The following is a 14,959-nucleotide window of genomic DNA, read 5'->3' on the forward strand; positions in this document are numbered from 1 at the left end:
GACAGCGCCAGGTCAGCCAGCCGCAGAACGCGCGGAAAATGCCGGGCGTGCCGAAGGGGGCGTCCAGCCCCAAGGAGACCAGCACGGCACGCCGGCGACTCGATGACATGGAAGCTCGCGAAGGCCCGCGCGCCCGGCGGGTGCACTGCTGGCAGCCAGATCGGGTGGCGGACCTGCATCGTCAAATAAAGACTCTGGGAGAGGCAGTCCGCCAAGTATGACCAGGCGGCCGGCCTCTCCGATTGCGGGAGACCGACCTTCACCCGCCGAAATACGAAGCGGCCGGCCTGCTGCAGGTCAGGGATTGTCCCATTTCGGCGAGAAACTGAAATCGCAAAGCCTGGCGTTTCTCGCCGAAAGCATTGAAATCGCGTCCATTTCCTCTTCCGACAAAGCGAAAGCCGAGACCGCGATGTTCTCCGCCAGCCGCTCCTTCCGGGTCGTCCGGGGAATGGGCACAACACCAGCCTTTTGCATGTGCCAGCGCAGGACGATCTGCGCCGGCGTCCGACCGTGGCGGCGCGCGGCCGACGTCACGGCCGGCTCCGAAAACAGCGGCTCGCCGCGAAAGATCGGGCAGTAGGCGACCATGGCCATGCCGGCCGCGCGGCAGGCGGCATGGACCTTCGACTGGTCGAGATAGGGATGGTACTCGACCTGGTTGGCCACGAGCGGCGCCTGCGAGGCCGCGAGCGCCTCGCGCAGCAGAGCGGTCGTGAAGTTGGAAACGCCGATGTGCCGCGTGAGCCCCCTCGCCTTCACGGCGTTCAGTGCCCCGATCGTCTCGGCGACCGGCACGGCCGGGTTGGGCCAGTGGACGAGCAGCAGGTCGACATGGTCGAGGCCCAGGCGCCTCAGGCTCGCCTCGGCTGATCGTTCGAGCTTTCGCGGCTCGATATCTGACCACCAGACCTTGGTCGTGACGAAGATCTCGTCGCGCGGCACGCCGGAGGCCCTCAGGCCTGCGCCGACCGCCTCCTCATTATCATAGGCGGCGGCCGTATCGATATGCCGATAGCCGAGAGCCAGCGCATGGGCCACGAGTTCCACGCACAACCGGCCGTTCAGCGTCCATGTGCCCATCCCGGGCGTCGGAATGCGCGCACCGTTGGCCTCCACGATGTCCATGGCCTCGATCTCCGCTACAGTCGATCTGCTTGCACATTTTACCAAACGCCTGCAACAACAGACCATGATCCTCGACAGCGCGCAGCAACCAGCCCCGAAGAAATCAGCCTCCCGCATCGAGGCCATCGACATCGCCCGCGGCGCAGCCCTGGTGGCCATGGCGATCTACCACTTCACCTGGGATCTCGAATTCTTCGGTTATGCCGAGCCCCAGATGACCGCACAGGGCGGCTGGAAGCTGTTCGCCCGCGCCATCGCCTCGTCCTTCCTGTTCCTGGTCGGCTTCAGCCTCGTGCTTGCCCATGGCAGGGGCATCCGCTGGAACGGCTTCCTGCGCCGGCTGGCCATGGTGGCCGCCGCGGCCGCCGCGATATCGATCGTCACCTATGTCGCCTTACGCGGTGGGTTCATCTTCTTCGGCATATTGCACCAGATCGCAGTGGCGAGCCTGCTCGGCCTGGCCTTCCTGAGGCTGCCGGCGGCGATCGTCCTGCTTGCGGCGGTCGCCGTCATCGCCGCGGCGAACTTCCTGCGCTCGGCCCTTTTCGACCATCCCGTATGGTGGTGGCTCGGCCTCGGCAGCTTCAATCCACGCTCGAACGACTACGTGCCGGTGTTTCCCTGGTTCGGCGCGGTGCTGGCCGGCATCGGCGCGGCGAAGCTCGCCCAGGCACAGGGCCTTTTTGCACGGCTGGCGACGATACGACCCGGCGCCTGGTCCCGCCCCCTCCAATTCGCCGGCCGGCACAGCCTGGCCTTCTACCTCATCCATCAGCCCGTGCTGATCGCCTGCGTCTGGGCCCTGTCGCAGGTGGCGCCGCCCCGGACGGAAAGCCGTGAGGTGACGTTCCTGAAATCTTGCGAACGGGAATGCAGCGACCTTGGCGACGCCGGGTTCTGCGCGCGCTATTGTGCCTGCATGCTCGACTCGCTCGAGCGGGAAGGACTTGTCGAGCAGGCCTTCTCTGGCGAGAACAGCGAAACCCTGCAGAGCCAGGTGGAAGGCCTTGCGGGCATATGCACGGCGGAAGCCGACCGGACGGTTCCGGAGGGAGGGACACAATGAGCGATCCGCAGGCGCGGCCGAACCGCTTGCCGTGGCCACCCTTCATCTATCTCGCGGCCATCGCCGCAAGCCTCTTCGCCCATATCTTCTTTCCTCTGCCGTGGATCGGCGCGCCGCTCTCCGACATATTGTTCGCCGTCGGCTGGCTGGCTGTCGCGGCAACGATCGCCCTCGAATATACGGCGATGCGCACGCTCGTCCGCGCCCGGACGACGATCATGCCCAACCGTCCCAGCGAGCATCTGGTGACCAGCGGGCCCTTCTCCTTCACCCGCAACCCGATCTATCTCGGCAACACCTTGCTGATGATCGGCATCGCCCTGATCAGCGGCATCGCGTGGTTCCTGCCTCTGGCGCTGATTGCAGCCTTCGCCACGCAGAAGCTCGCCATCGAACGCGAGGAAAGGCATCTGCACGCTCGCTTCGGCAAACGATATAACGACTATGCCAGGCGGGTGCGCCGCTGGATCTGACACGACCTGGCCGGCGCGAGCGTCGGCCCGAAGAGCAATTCGGTGCCTGCCGGCATCTCGCCTCGCCGGATGGCGCCTTCCACGGTCGCTTCGCCGCAGTTTCTGCGCAGGTCAGGTATTGACGCCCAGTTCCACGAGCCGCTCGACACAGGATTCCTCGGCCTGGTCGAGTTCGGCGAGCGTCTCCTCCAGGTCGCGGCGCTTCTGCCTGAGGTCTTCGCGCTTCTCCTCGATGCGCTTGATCATCAGCTTCAACTGGCCCACCTCGCCGGGCGGTTCCTTGTACATCTGGATGATTTCGCGGATCTCGTTGATGGAGAAGCCAAGCCTCTTTCCGCGCATGATCTGCTTGACCAGATGCCGGTCGGACGGACGGAACAGACGTGTGCGGCCGCGACGAACCGGCTGGATCAGCCCCTCGTCCTCGTAGAAGCGCAGCGTCCTGGTCGAGATGTCGAACTCGCGGGTGAGCTCGGTGATCGAATAGTATTCCCGCATTGCCATGCAGCGCACTCGCCGTGTTTCGAATGCGACATCTGGCACGGCATTTACGTAAAAGTCAAATATCCGAAATTCCTCATGCCTCACTGCTAGTTCGCCGAATGGAGTCACGGGTGCAGTGAGCCGTGTTCAGCCCAAATTCATCCACCAGGAAGCGAGACCGAGGAAGGCCAGGAAGCCGATCACATCCGTCACCATGGTGGTGAAGATCGACGACGAGATCGCCGGATCGGCGCCGAGCCGGTCGAGGAACAGGGGAATCAGAATGCCGCCCAGTGCGGCAGCGAACATGTTGATGATCATCGCCGCAGCGATCACAAGGCCAAGGTCGGTATTCTCGAACCATCCGGCGGCGATCACGCCAATGATGGTCGCGATGATGACGCCGTTGAGCAGCCCGACCATCATCTCGCGGCGGATGACCCGCGCGGCATTGTAGATGTCGAGGTCGCGGGTCGCGAGCGCCCGCACGGTCACGGTCATGGTCTGGGTGCCGGCATTGCCGCCGAGCGAGGCGACGACGGGCATCAGGGCCGCCAGCGCCACCATCTCCTCGATCGTCGCGCCGAACATGCTGATGACCGAGACCGAGACGAAGGCAGTAACCAGGTTGACAAGCAGCCAGGGCACGCGCGAGCGGGACGTCGCCACCACCGTGTCGGAGAGTTCCTCGTCGCCGACGCCGCCCATGCGCAACAAGTCTTCCTCGGCTTCCTGCTGGATGACGTCGACCACATCGTCGATGGTGAGCACGCCCACCAGCCGTTCGTTCTCGTCGACCACCGCAGCCGAGAGCAGGTCGTATTGCTCGAATTCTCGGGCCGCCTCTTCCTGATCCATGGTGGCCGGGATCGCGTGGCGCGTCTCGTGCATGACGTCTTCGATCTTCACCGAGCGTTTGGTGCGCAGGATCTGGTCGAGATCGACGGCACCCAGCAGCTTGAAGGTCGGGTCGATGACGAAGATCTGGCTGAAGCGGTCGGGAAGGTTCTGGTCCTCGCGCATGTAGTCGATGGTCTGGCCGACGGTCCAGAACGGCGGCACCGCCACGAACTCGGTCTGCATGCGCCGGCCGGCCGTCTCTTCCGGATAGTCGAGCGCGCGGCGCAGCCGGATGCGCTCGGTGAAGGGAAGCTGCGCGAGGATCTCCTCCTGGTCCTCGGCGTCGAGATCCTCGAGGATGTAGACGGCGTCGTCGGAATCGAGCTCCTTGAAAGCCTCGGCGATCTGCTCGTTGGGCAGGCTGTCGACGATGTCGAGGCGAATTGCCTCGTCGACTTCGGTCAGCGCGGAGAAGTCGAAGTCCTTGCCGAGCAGATCGACCAGCGCCAGCCGCTGCTCCGGAAGCAGCGCCTCGAGCAGGTCGCCCACCTCCGACTGGTGGAGGTCGGCCACGTCGCGCTTGAGCGTGATCGTGTCGCGATCGGCGATCGCCGCGCCGATATGGGCGAGGAACGACGGGCGGATGACACCGTCCGCATCGTAGATGTCGGCGTGTCCCTCTGCCGAGGCGCCTGGAGCCTGTTCGTGCGTGCCTTCCAACGGCGCCTCCCGCTACGCGATTCCGGGAACGTTGTCAGAGCGGTCTAGCCCGTTTTCTTGCCGGATTGAACAGCCGCGCGAAGCGAATTTGCGGCGGCATCGAGAGAACGACCGCTTAGTACTGCCGTACGGCCCGGCAGCCCGCTTCTCATGCCCCGCAAGGAGGTGGCGCGTCGCCGCAACAACGGATCACATCCCTTGATCGAGATGTTGCCGAGACCAGCCGCCGCGGAGCCTCAGCGGCCGCCACTTGCTGGAACGGGCCTTCCGTGCCGGGACATAGGCTCGGGAAAGTTCGGTCACGGTCGGGAGGCGCAGCTGTTGCGTCTATGTGTCGATCAAATGCGTCCAGCACGGCGGGGCAGCGCGATCAAAAGGAACGCGCTGGCCCGAGCCAACGTTACCGGTAGATGCGATCCATCCAGATTATGCGATGAACGCGGAGCTTTCTGCGTTGACGCTCCGCGTAGCGGACCGCGCTCTTCTTGTTGGCGAAGGACTGAATCTCAGGCCGCCCTTCGACGACACTGCGGACGAACCATTCGCCCATGGACGGAACGACTTCGATGGAGTTTTCGAATGGCTTGCGCATTTCGCTGGGCATAGCTGGGACCCCTTCGGTCCGGGGCGAAAGCGTGATTGTCTCTTTCAAGAACCGGCGCCCGTGCCAATTACCGGCAACGAACCATGGGACGCTCCTCGACTGCCAGAGTCAAGCGAATAGCCGAAAGACTGAAGAACCCGCCACCCAGGATACATGTCGATTTCTTGTTGTCCCCAAGGCTCGCCAGGCAGGTCGTTCTGAAGCGCACCTAGATTTGCCTTGCGGTGAACACATTCGCAGCCTATTGTTCAATTATCGATCTTGTTGGCGAACATTGTTTCGCGCTTTGGCGCCCTTACGATCTTCCTTCTCAATTTCGAAGACTACGGCGTTTGGCACGCAGCCAGGCGGCGACAATCTGTGCCGATTTGAAAGGAAATCGCCATGAACACCGGAACTGTAAAGTTCTTCAACTCCACCAAGGGCTTCGGCTTCATCGAGCTGGGCAATGGACAGCCGGACGTGTTTGTCCACATTTCTGCCGTCGAACGGGCCGGAATGCGCAGCCTGGTAGAAGGTCAGAAGGTCAGCTTCGACATCGTGCGGGACAACCGCAGCGGCAAGAGCTCGGCCGAGAACCTTCAGGCCGCGTAAGGACACAGCGCTTCGGGTCTTTGACCACGGATGTTGGCCAACGAAGCGTCAGGGGGAAGGTCGGGTTTGCCCGGCCTTTTTTCTTTCCGGCGAAAGGAGAGCAGCATGAAGCGTATCCCCGGAGATGACATATTCAAACCGAACCCGACGCGGATCGAAGCCAAGAGCGATACCACCACGAGAGCCGCGCGGGAGATACTCGCAAAAGAAGAAGCGTCCAGGTCCGCGAAGACCAAGCGGTTGCGCGCCGCCAGGCTCGCCCGGGAAGAGATGGAAGGCACGACGGCCAACGGGCCTAAGAAGGCTCGGAAACGATAGCGTGCAAGGGAAGTATCCGCGAGGCGGCCGGGCATAGGCCAACACCTTTTGGTGAGCGCGCTCCACTTGCAGCACTCATACTCGGCGGCGGATCCGGCATCTAACCCGTCAAGGTAGATGAGCAATCGATCCGTTCCTGACGTAAGCGATGCCCAACGCCATCGTCGGGGACATCGGTGATGACGCCGTCCCTGTTGGGGGACGATATTCCAACTTCTAAGTGACCAACTTTTTGTCGACCCTCGCAGCAGCAGTCAGCCGGGCGACCTTGTTCATATGGGCTATGGCGGCACTGCCGCCCATCGTCTTGGTGAGGAGTGCAAATTTCCCGTCGCCATCTTCGCCGACCGGACTTAGCGCTTGATCCATGTAACCCGCTCTGCCCACCTCACGCTTGATCGCACTCGCTGCAAGCACCAGACCAACGATCCGCCCTGCTATGATGATGTTCTTCCTGACGGTCCGCCACGCCAGTCGCGACCAGAAGATCAAAGGGCTTTCACGTGGCAAGCCGGGCCGGCGCTCGGAGGGCCGCATAAGTCGAAGAATCCCGGTCTGCAGCGGGTGCATGTTTTCGATCGGAACAGAGGTGCCGAACGTCACCAGAAGTTTGACGAGGCTGTGAACGGGCACGCCGGTCGCGACCGCACGGCGCAGCAGCGTGTGCATGTGCTTTGGCGTGTAATAGAGCGCCCAGGCCTCGCGGTAGATGCCCTCCCACTCAGCCTTGCTCATCCGCGAATGGGGCGTGCATACATGCTCGACATCATAGATGTTGAGGTCCGCGTCCATCTCGCCGCCCGCCCTCCAGAGCGCCTGATGGTCCTCGGATCCGGGCAGCGGGGTCAAGCAGAAGAACTCGACGATGTCGAGCGGCAGCTCCTGCTGGATAATGGCGATGTCGCGCCTGATCGTCTCGGGCGTGTCCGCCGGGAAGCCGAGGATGTAGCCTGCTATCGTGATGATACCCTCTGCCTTCCAGGCGAGCAGCATCTGGCGATACTCGGTGATCTTGTTCTGCCGCTTCTTGGCGGCCGTGAGGTTGTCGGGGTTGACGTTTTCCAGCCCGATGAAGACGCGCGTCACGCCGGCCCGCTTGGCCTTCTCGACGAAATTTTCGATTCTGTGGCAGAGCGTATCGACCTGGATCATCAGGCCGAGCGGGATGCCGTGCTTCTCGCGCAGTTCGATCAGCCGGTCGAAGATCGCCTCCCACTCCCTGTTGCGGGCGAAATTGTCGTCGGTGATGAAGAACTTGTGTATCCCTTGCGCCCAGTTCATCCGTACAAGCTTCTCGACGTCATCCGCCGAGCGGAAGCGCGACCTGCGACCCTGAACATTGATGATCGTACAGAACGAGCACTGGTAAGGGCAGCCGCGGCCGGCGTCGAAGCTGGTGCTCAGCCCCAGCGTGTGCTCGACATAGGTTTTCGGCAGGAACGGCACGGGCGTGCCCTGGATCCCCGGCAGATCTTTCATGAAATCGTAAAGCGGTTTCAGCTCTCCCGCCGCGGCATCGCGGAGCACGTCGTCGAGCCGACCTTCGGCCTCGCCCGCGAACATCGAGATCCCCATCTCGCGACATTGGTCGAGCCCGACCGCCTCGTCGTCCAGCATGGCGAGGCAGCCGGAAATGTGAAAGCCCCCCATTGCGACCGGCACGCCCGCCTCCCGGAAAGGGTGAGCCATGTCCAGCGCGCGCGGATACTGGTTGGATTGAACGCCGACCAACGCGACAAGGCCGAAGTTGCCATGGCGCTCGAACCGCTTCAGGAGCCCGGGAATATCGACGCGCGTGTTGGTCTCGTCGATCGCGACAATGTCGATCGCGACACCAGGCCCGAGCACCTCACGCTCTGCGCAGTCTGCGGAGATGCCGTAAAGGGCAGCCAGCGAGTTGGAGGGGATCATGGCCCGCCACCAGCGGATCACGTAGCCGTCATCGTCGTAATGCGACGGTTTGATGAGGACGAGTTGGAAGCGCCGGCCCACGGTTGCACGGGAATTGGACAAAGCCTGACTTTCGCGCTCGAGGGGCCGATGAGAGACGGCACTGGCGACTTAGCACGGCCAGAACTTGATCTGCAAACTCAAAGCCCGAACCGCCCTACAGCCAGAACCACGACGGCGACCAAGAGTGACCAGACGTTCGAGACAATCCAAGCGGTCGAGATCCCGAATACGATCTCGTTGTTCACGCGATGCTCCCACGTTTGTCATGCCTTCCACAAAAGGCACGAGCCATGGGATGGTTGCAGAGAACACGTTTTCGTCCGCGTGTCGCACCGTCGGGCATCTCAAATGCTGCCTGTGGGAAAGCGGGCTCGAACCGTCGGCTGCGCTTATGAGCACCGGGCTCTAGCTGTTCGAATGATCCGCGCAATTGCCCGACTGACCATGCCGTCATGAACGGCGAATGGAACCTCTCCACCCGGCACCGGTTATTCGCCAAACCGGAGCGGAGACCATGGATGCCGGCAGCATTCTAACGAAGTTGGGCACCCTGACCGCGCGGCCGTGGGCATTCCTGATCCTGATCGCCTATGCCGTTCTGTGGCTGACGTTCGAGCGAGACAGCTTCGATTGGCACGGCTTTGCCACGTTGGCGACCTGGGCCATGACCTTGTTCATTCAACGAGCCGAGCATCGAGATACACAAGCGCTGCAGGCCAAACTGGATGAACTGCTGCGCGCGACCGGACCCGCGAGGGACGAACTCGCACAGATTGATCAGCAGGAGCCCGAGGAAATCGAGCGGCGCAGGGACTCCGAACAGAGGTGAGCTTCTTGTGTCATGCGCGGGTTGACTGGTTTCCCGAGCAACACGCCTGGAGCATTTCCGCGTTTCGAAGAAAAGCGGAAATGCTCCAGCTCTTTGTTCATACGCATTCCAGACGCAAGACCGCTGCGCACTTTTGCTGGAATTGCACTGGGAATACATCGGTCCCGAGAAGATGAATGGTGCGGTTCAGAAGTCTCCAGCGGATTACCCCACAGCGACCTCGGTCGAGGGGGATCATCGTCGCCCGTCTATGCTTCACCTTTCACGCCCCTATCGGCACCTTCAACTCCTGACCGACAAATATCCGATCAGGGTCGGTGACAAGCTGCGGATTGGCGCGGGCGATCCTGGTGAACAGGCTTGAGTCACCATAATTCTCGCGCGCGATTTTCGACAGCGTATCGCCGGCAATGACTCGATGAATGCGAAAGCCGATATAGCCTGGCACGATGCGCGGGCCATAGATGACGGGCACGATCACCTTGTTGATCTCCGAGCCGTCCTGTGCGCTCTCTTCGAACACCTCGACGAACAGGCGGTCGAGTTGAAAGGCTGCGTTGCCGATCTGCACCTGGATTTGGAACTGACCGTGTTCACCGGTGCCGCCGCCAACGGTGAAGAAGCCGGTGCGCTCGTCGTGGCCGTCGTGGACCCGCCAGTTCAACGTGGCCTCGAAGCCCTGCCCCACGCCTGCAATGAGCACAGGGTCGCCGACCAGATCGAAAGGCTTCGGCTGCTGTATCTCGTTGGGCATGTTCCCTCCTTCCTCACGGTTGCTGCTTACATGATGGAAAGCAACAGGCGAGCACGCACCAGGAGGCAACGGAACAGGGAATGTCTCCCTTACGCTAGCCGCCGGCAGCGCAAAAATCCTGTTATTGCGCATAATACTACAAAGGCGGCAGCAATGCACCTTTCCTTTTGCAATCCATTTCTTATTGGTTTCAATATGCTCAATATCCGTCGCAGTTCTTGGCCCACGGATTGCGATATAGTCGACGTGCGGGAATTGGATTCTTATGCGGCGGCTGCCACGTTGCTCGAAATCAGCCTGCCGGTGACGCGAACGATCAGGAAGTCGGCACCGAAGCTGCGCAGCGTAGGCCAGTCGAACCAATCCCGGTTCCGTTGCTAGTAGATCTGGTGTTCGACCACGAAGGACATGCGGGCGGCAGAACCGTTCGCCCCTACGCGCCACTTCTCATCCGCAAACACAGCAAGGTGTCCCGGCGTAGCGTTGAGAAAGCACAAACGAAAGGGCAGGCCGGAGCGGTCATGGCGTATCTTCCGGAGCACAAGGCCCAATGAGTCCGATCTGAACGCGTTGAAGCAGTATCCGGCCGAACAGGCGCTGTAGTCGAAAGCCTCAGCGAAACTCGAGTAGACCTCAACCGGAGCATGCAGCCGACGACGCATTATCCGAACATTGTCATCTGCTTCGGCAACCATCATCGGAGAGGTATCTATGCCGATGGCCATTTGGATTTTGCGGAAAGCTGCGAGCACAGCACGCGACCCTTACCGCAACCGATATCCACAAAGACCTCATCCGGCACCAACTCCAACGCGTCGAGTAGCCCGTCGATGGCGCGATACGTCTCCGCCACTATTCCACATTGATGTCCGGCCCGCGTTGCACGGGCCGGAAAAACATTTGACCGGCATGGATGGAGAGGCTTGGCTTGCCAGCCAACTGCATTCCGCATAACTACGCTGCACGCACGGCAGCGCCCCGTTTTGCTGCTATCTCTTTTTCAAGTTGTTGCGGGTCCGACGCCGCAACCAGATATAGCCGCCAATGAAAACGCCAGCAGGAAGCCCGAGGGCTGCTACCGGGCCGGGTGCGGAATGACTTATCTTTTTTGCCTGCCCCGGAGGCATGGGTTTCTCGGCGAAGCTCGGAGACGACACCAGAAGCGCCACGGCCGCTGCGGATAGCAAGGCCTTCATGCACATGCGCAACCCCTCCTTTCTCTCGGAAGAATGCTCCCAGCCCTTTTGCAATGTATTCCCGCGCCTCCTCTCCGAGCATCTGACCGAAAGGCGTATGCCCATCGGCAAACCGAGGCACAACGGTCGCTATCTGAAGAGCCCGGCCCGGACACGGGCCGGCAAGATGGCAACCAGCGCGCTCCTGCGGGGGGGGCTAGCGCCCGCGTCGCTTCAGTGCATCTCCAACGGCGCCGTTCACCGGTTTCTCGAGTTCTTCACCTTCCGGATTCTCCGAAGGCGAATCTCTGGTGTCTCGAGGAGGATGCCCACCGTGCTCGGGCTCCGGGGGCGCTCCGTCCTTGGGATCGGGCGGTTGCTTCTTCTTATCGTCGACCTCATACAGCAGGCCGACGATCTGGGCAGCCATATCAGGCATCGTCAGCACTCCAGTTTCGATGGACTAACCGGCTGACCGACGTCAGGTTCCCAGTGCAAAACGCAAAAAGCCTGCGCGTCAGATGACAGACACGCCGCCCGAGGGCGAGGCGCCAAAAGAGCCGCGCCTTGGTAGCTTTGAAGCTGCAGCGGACCTACACGGTACGGCAACTGCGCGCGGATCGTCGGGAAGCTTCCGAACAAAAAAGGCAAGCCCACGATCGTGGCCATCCTCGGCCATTCTGAGGCGAAGATGAGCGAGGTCTACACCCGGCGGGTCGAGCGCTGGAAACTCGCCAAAACGGCGATCGAGCGGACAAGGTGTCCCACGCATCGCGCTGACGTGGGACACACCCACGCTCAACACCTTTGGAAACAAGGGTCTGGAGACTGCCGTCGGTGCGCCTTGGCAGAGAGAGCCCGAACCTCAAGGGTTCGCAAGGGCGACCGCCCGTCGGCCGGTCAGGCCGCCCCGTCGGAGCCGTGAGCGAAGCGAACTGGCGTGAGATCAAGAAAAGCAGAGGGAGCCCGAACCCGAGGGGTGCGCAAGGGCGACCGCCCGTCGGCCGGTCAGGCCGCCCCGTCGGAGCCGTGAGCGAAGCGAACTGGCGTGAGATCAAGAAAAGCAGAGGGAGCCCGAACCCGAGGGGTGCGCAAGGGCGACCGCCCGTCGGCCGGTCAGGCCGCCCCATCGGAGCCGTGAGCGAAGCGAACTGGCGTGAGATCAAGAAAAGCAGAGGGAGCCCGAACCTCAAGGGTTCGCAAGGGCGACCGCCCGTCGGCCGGTCAGGCCGCCCCATCGGAGCCGTGAGCGAAGCGAACTGGCGTGAGATCAAGAAAAGCAGAGGGAGCCCGAACCTCAAGGGTTCGCAAGGGCGACCGCCCGTCGGCCGGTCAGGCCGCCCCATCGGGAGCCGTGAGCGAAGCGAACTGGCGTGAGATCAAGAAAAGCAGAGGGAGCCCGAACCTCAAGGGTTCGCAAGGGCGACCGCCCGTCGGCCGGTCAGGCCGCCCCATCGGAGCCGTGAGCGAAGCGAACTGGCGTGAGATCAAGAAAAGCAGAGGGAGCCCGAACCTCAAGGGTTCGCAAGGGCGACCGCCCGTCGGCCGGTCAGGCCGCCCCATCGGAGCCGTGAGCGAAGCGAACTGGCGTGAGATCAAGAAAAGCAGAGGGAGCCCGAACCTCAAGGGTTCGCAAGGGCGACCGCCCGTCGGCCGGTCAGGCCGCCCCATCGGAGCCGTGAGCGAAGCGAACTGGCGTGAGATCAAGAAAAGCAGAGGGAGCTCGAACCTCAAGGGTGCGCAAGGGCGACCGCCCGTCGGCCGGTCAGGCCGCCCCATCGGAGCCGTGAGCGAAGCGAACTGGCGTGAGATCAAGAAAAGCAGAGGGAGCTCGAACCCGAAGGGTGCGCAAGGGCGACCGCCCGTCGGCCGGTCAGGCCGCCCCATCGGAGCCGTGAGCGAAGCGAACTGGCGTGAGATCAAGAAAAGCAGAGGGAGCTCGAACCTCAAGGGTGCGCAAGGGCGACCGCCCGTCGGCCGGTCAGGCCGCCCCATCGGAGCCGTGAGCGAAGCGAACTGGCGTGAGATCAAGAAAAGCAGAGGGAGCTCGAACCTCAAAGGGTTCGCAAGGGCGACCGCCCGTCGGCCGGTCAGGCCGCCCCATCGGAGCCGTGAGCGAAGCGAACTGGCGTGAGATCAAGAAAAGCAGAGGGAGCTCGAACCTCAAGGGGTTCGCAAGGGCGACCGCCCGTCGGCCGGTCAGGCCGCCCCATCGGAGCCGTGAGCGAAGCGAACTGGCGTGAGATCAAGAAAAGCAGAGGGAGCTCGAACCTCAAGGGTTCGCAAGGGCGACCGCCCGTCGGCCGGTCAGGCCGCCCCATCGGAGCCGTGAGCGAAGCGAACTGGCGTGAGATCAAGAAAAGCAGAGGGAGCTCGAACCTCAAAAGGGTTCGCAAGGGCGACCGCCCGTCGGCCGGTCAGGCCGCCCCATCGGAGCCGTGAGCGAAGCGAACTGGCGTGAGATCAAGAAAAGCAGAGGGAGCTCGAACCTCAAGGGTTCGCAAGGGCGACCGCCCGTCGGCCGGTCAGGCCGCCCCATCGGAGCCGTGAGCGAAGCGAACTGGCGTGAGATCAAGAAAAGCAGAGGGAGCTCGAACCTCAAGGGTTCGCAAGGGCGACCGCCCGTCGGCCGGTCAGGCCGCCCCATCGGAGCCGTGAGCGAAGCGAACTGGCGTGAGATCAAGAAAAGCAGAGGGAGCTCGAACCTCAAGGGTTCGCAAGGGCGACCGCCCGTCGGCCGGTCAGGCCGCCCCATCGGAGCCGTGAGCGAAGCGAACTGGCGTGAGATCAAGAAAAGCAGAGGGAGCTCGAACCTCAAAAGGGTTCGCAAGGGCGACCGCCCGTCGGCCGGTCAGGCCGCCCCATCGGAGCCGTGAGCGAAGCGAACTGGCGTGAGATCAAGAAAAGCAGAGGGAGCTCGAACCTCAAGGGTTCGCAAGGGCGACCGCCCGTCGGCCGGTCAGGCCGCCCCATCGGAGCCGTGAGCGAAGCGAACTGGCGTGAGATCAAGAAATGGTGCGGTCGAGAAGACTCGAACTTCCACGGGTTGCCCCACAGCGACCTCAACGCTGCGCGTCTACCAATTCCGCCACGACCGCACGTCACGACAGGGGCCGGTCCGAACCGGCTCGCGGCATGTAGCAAATCGCTTTGGGCGAAACAAGTGCGCCTGACGCTTTTAAGCGAGGAGATTTGCACAAGTTTCGCCCGCCTCTTCCCGCCTTGCGCGAACTGGACGTTGCGTCCGGCAAGGTCCATATTCGGCCAGGGAAAAAACCATGACAGAACGCAGCCAGATCGCCACGTCCTTCCTGCCGGTTCCGGGCTCCGCGCCCGTCGAATGGCGGATCGAACCCGGGCTCACGCCCTACCCGCAAGCGCTGGAATTCATGGAGAGCCGCGCCGCCGCGATTCGTGAGGGCAAGGAGCCCGAACTGATCTGGCTGGTCGAGCATCCTCCGCTCTACACGGCTGGAACCAGCGCCAGGGTCGAAGACCTGATCGAAGCCGACCGCTTTCCGGTGTTCGCGGCCGGACGCGGCGGCGAATATACCTATCATGGGCCTGGGCAGCGCGTGGCCTATGTCATGCTCGACCTGAAGCGCAGACGCGAGGACGTACGCGCCTTCGTCGCTGCCCTGGAGGAATGGATCATCCGTACGCTCGACCGTTTCAACGTCAGGGGCGAACGGCGCGAGGATCGGGTCGGTGTCTGGGTGATTCGGCCCGACCGCCCGCGCCTGCCCGACGGTTCCGTGGCCGAGGACAAGATCGCCGCGATCGGCATCCGCCTCAGGCGCTGGGTGTCCTTCCATGGCATCGCCGTCAATGTCGAGCCGGAGCTGTCGCATTTCTCCGGCATCGTGCCCTGTGGAATCACAGGCTACGGCGTCACCAGCCTGGTGGATCTCGGCCTGCCGGTCACCATGGCCGATGTCGACATCGCCTTGAAGGGCGCCTTCGCCGAAGTATTCGGACCGGTTGAGGCCGAACAATCCGAAACAATGCGCAGGAGTGCGTGA

13 protein-coding genes and 1 tRNA gene are annotated in these 14,959 nt (G+C 62.7%); 5 read left to right on the forward strand and 9 right to left on the reverse strand.

The genetic code is table 11. The annotated features are described in order from the left end of the window. Window positions 1-297: 297 nt before the first annotated feature. Entirely contained in the window at window positions 298-1,128 is an 831-nt protein-coding gene (locus JN302_RS26550) for an aldo/keto reductase (RefSeq protein ID WP_202329722.1), read from the reverse strand. Window positions 1,129-1,192: 64 nt separating this feature from the next. On the opposite strand from JN302_RS26550, the gene JN302_RS26555 reads away from it, so the two are divergent. Next, the gene (locus tag JN302_RS26555) at window positions 1,193-2,194 is read left to right on the forward strand and encodes a heparan-alpha-glucosaminide N-acetyltransferase (protein ID WP_202334457.1); all 1,002 of its coding nucleotides are present in this window, start codon (window positions 1,193-1,195) and stop codon (window positions 2,192-2,194) included. Then, entirely contained in the window at window positions 2,191-2,667 is a 477-nt protein-coding gene (locus JN302_RS26560; RefSeq protein ID WP_202329723.1) for a methyltransferase family protein, read from the forward strand. The genes JN302_RS26555 and JN302_RS26560 overlap by 4 nt, the downstream gene beginning before the upstream one ends. Before the next feature lie 111 nt (window positions 2,668-2,778). Here JN302_RS26560 and JN302_RS26565 read toward each other — a convergent pair whose 3' ends face one another. Together JN302_RS26565 and mgtE are read right to left on the reverse strand one after the other, a co-directional pair. Then, window positions 2,779-3,165: a MerR family transcriptional regulator gene (locus tag JN302_RS26565; protein ID WP_202315067.1), complete on the reverse strand. Its 387-nt coding sequence runs from the start codon at window positions 3,163-3,165 to the stop codon at window positions 2,779-2,781. 132 nt (window positions 3,166-3,297) lie between these two features. After that, window positions 3,298-4,710 (reverse strand): magnesium transporter, encoded by a 1,413-nt coding sequence (mgtE, locus tag JN302_RS26570; protein WP_202307046.1) that lies wholly within the window; start codon window positions 4,708-4,710, stop codon window positions 3,298-3,300. 988 nt (window positions 4,711-5,698) lie between these two features. On the opposite strand from mgtE, the gene JN302_RS26575 reads away from it, so the two are divergent. Continuing rightward, window positions 5,699-5,908: a cold-shock protein gene (locus JN302_RS26575; RefSeq protein WP_202307047.1), complete on the forward strand. Its 210-nt coding sequence runs from the start codon at window positions 5,699-5,701 to the stop codon at window positions 5,906-5,908. On the opposite strand, the gene JN302_RS40035 is transcribed toward JN302_RS26575, so the two are convergent. Together JN302_RS40035 and JN302_RS26585 are read right to left on the reverse strand one after the other, a co-directional pair. Then, window positions 5,896-6,351 (reverse strand): hypothetical protein, encoded by a 456-nt coding sequence (locus tag JN302_RS40035; protein ID WP_202329724.1) that lies wholly within the window; start codon window positions 6,349-6,351, stop codon window positions 5,896-5,898. The two genes, JN302_RS26575 and JN302_RS40035, sit on opposite strands and share 13 nt — an antisense overlap. 91 nt (window positions 6,352-6,442) lie before the next feature. Continuing rightward, the gene (locus tag JN302_RS26585; RefSeq protein ID WP_244845953.1) at window positions 6,443-8,239 is read right to left on the reverse strand and encodes a B12-binding domain-containing radical SAM protein; all 1,797 of its coding nucleotides are present in this window, start codon (window positions 8,237-8,239) and stop codon (window positions 6,443-6,445) included. A gap of 454 nt (window positions 8,240-8,693) precedes the next feature. Between JN302_RS26585 and JN302_RS26590 the strand changes: the two genes are divergently transcribed. Further along, complete coding sequence (locus JN302_RS26590) at window positions 8,694-9,008, forward strand: low affinity iron permease family protein (RefSeq protein WP_202329725.1); 315 nt, start codon at window positions 8,694-8,696, stop codon at window positions 9,006-9,008. 262 nt (window positions 9,009-9,270) lie between these two features. Here JN302_RS26590 and JN302_RS39265 read toward each other — a convergent pair whose 3' ends face one another. The 4 genes from JN302_RS39265 to JN302_RS26610 form a co-directional block, all read right to left on the reverse strand. Further along, complete coding sequence (locus JN302_RS39265) at window positions 9,271-10,125, reverse strand: Gmad2 immunoglobulin-like domain-containing protein (protein WP_244742166.1); 855 nt, start codon at window positions 10,123-10,125, stop codon at window positions 9,271-9,273. 14 nt (window positions 10,126-10,139) lie between these two features. Beyond that, on the reverse strand, window positions 10,140-10,487 hold the full coding sequence (locus JN302_RS26600) for a hypothetical protein (RefSeq protein WP_202307049.1): 348 nt from the start codon (window positions 10,485-10,487) through the stop codon (window positions 10,140-10,142). A gap of 667 nt (window positions 10,488-11,154) precedes the next feature. After that, on the reverse strand, window positions 11,155-11,376 hold the full coding sequence (locus tag JN302_RS26605; RefSeq protein ID WP_202307050.1) for a hypothetical protein: 222 nt from the start codon (window positions 11,374-11,376) through the stop codon (window positions 11,155-11,157). Between the two features lie 2,574 nt (window positions 11,377-13,950). Beyond that, window positions 13,951-14,035, reverse strand: a tRNA-Leu gene (locus JN302_RS26610). A gap of 180 nt (window positions 14,036-14,215) precedes the next feature. Here JN302_RS26610 and lipB point away from each other — a divergent pair. Further along, entirely contained in the window at window positions 14,216-14,959 is a 744-nt protein-coding gene (gene lipB, locus JN302_RS26615) for a lipoyl(octanoyl) transferase LipB (RefSeq protein WP_202329726.1), read from the forward strand.

This window comes from Mesorhizobium sp. L-8-3 (genome assembly GCF_016756615.1).
Taxonomy (GTDB): domain Bacteria; phylum Pseudomonadota; class Alphaproteobacteria; order Rhizobiales; family Rhizobiaceae.

What these genes read in the sequence shown, in the direction of transcription:
- JN302_RS26550 (WP_202329722.1), bottom strand. Translation starts at nt 1,128, where the DNA reads ATGGACATCGTGGAGGCCAACGGTGCGCGCATTCCGACGCCCGGGATG.
- JN302_RS26555 (WP_202334457.1), top strand. Translation starts at nt 1,193, where the DNA reads ATGATCCTCGACAGCGCGCAGCAACCAGCCCCGAAGAAATCAGCCTCC.
- JN302_RS26560 (WP_202329723.1), top strand. Translation starts at nt 2,191, where the DNA reads ATGAGCGATCCGCAGGCGCGGCCGAACCGCTTGCCGTGGCCACCCTTC.
- JN302_RS26565 (WP_202315067.1), bottom strand. Translation starts at nt 3,165, where the DNA reads ATGCGGGAATACTATTCGATCACCGAGCTCACCCGCGAGTTCGACATC.
- JN302_RS26575 (WP_202307047.1), top strand. Translation starts at nt 5,699, where the DNA reads ATGAACACCGGAACTGTAAAGTTCTTCAACTCCACCAAGGGCTTCGGC.
- JN302_RS26590 (WP_202329725.1), top strand. Translation starts at nt 8,694, where the DNA reads ATGGATGCCGGCAGCATTCTAACGAAGTTGGGCACCCTGACCGCGCGG.
- JN302_RS26600 (WP_202307049.1), bottom strand. Translation starts at nt 10,487, where the DNA reads ATGGCCATCGGCATAGATACCTCTCCGATGATGGTTGCCGAAGCAGAT.
- JN302_RS26605 (WP_202307050.1), bottom strand. Translation starts at nt 11,376, where the DNA reads ATGCCTGATATGGCTGCCCAGATCGTCGGCCTGCTGTATGAGGTCGAC.
- lipB (WP_202329726.1), top strand. Translation starts at nt 14,216, where the DNA reads ATGACAGAACGCAGCCAGATCGCCACGTCCTTCCTGCCGGTTCCGGGC.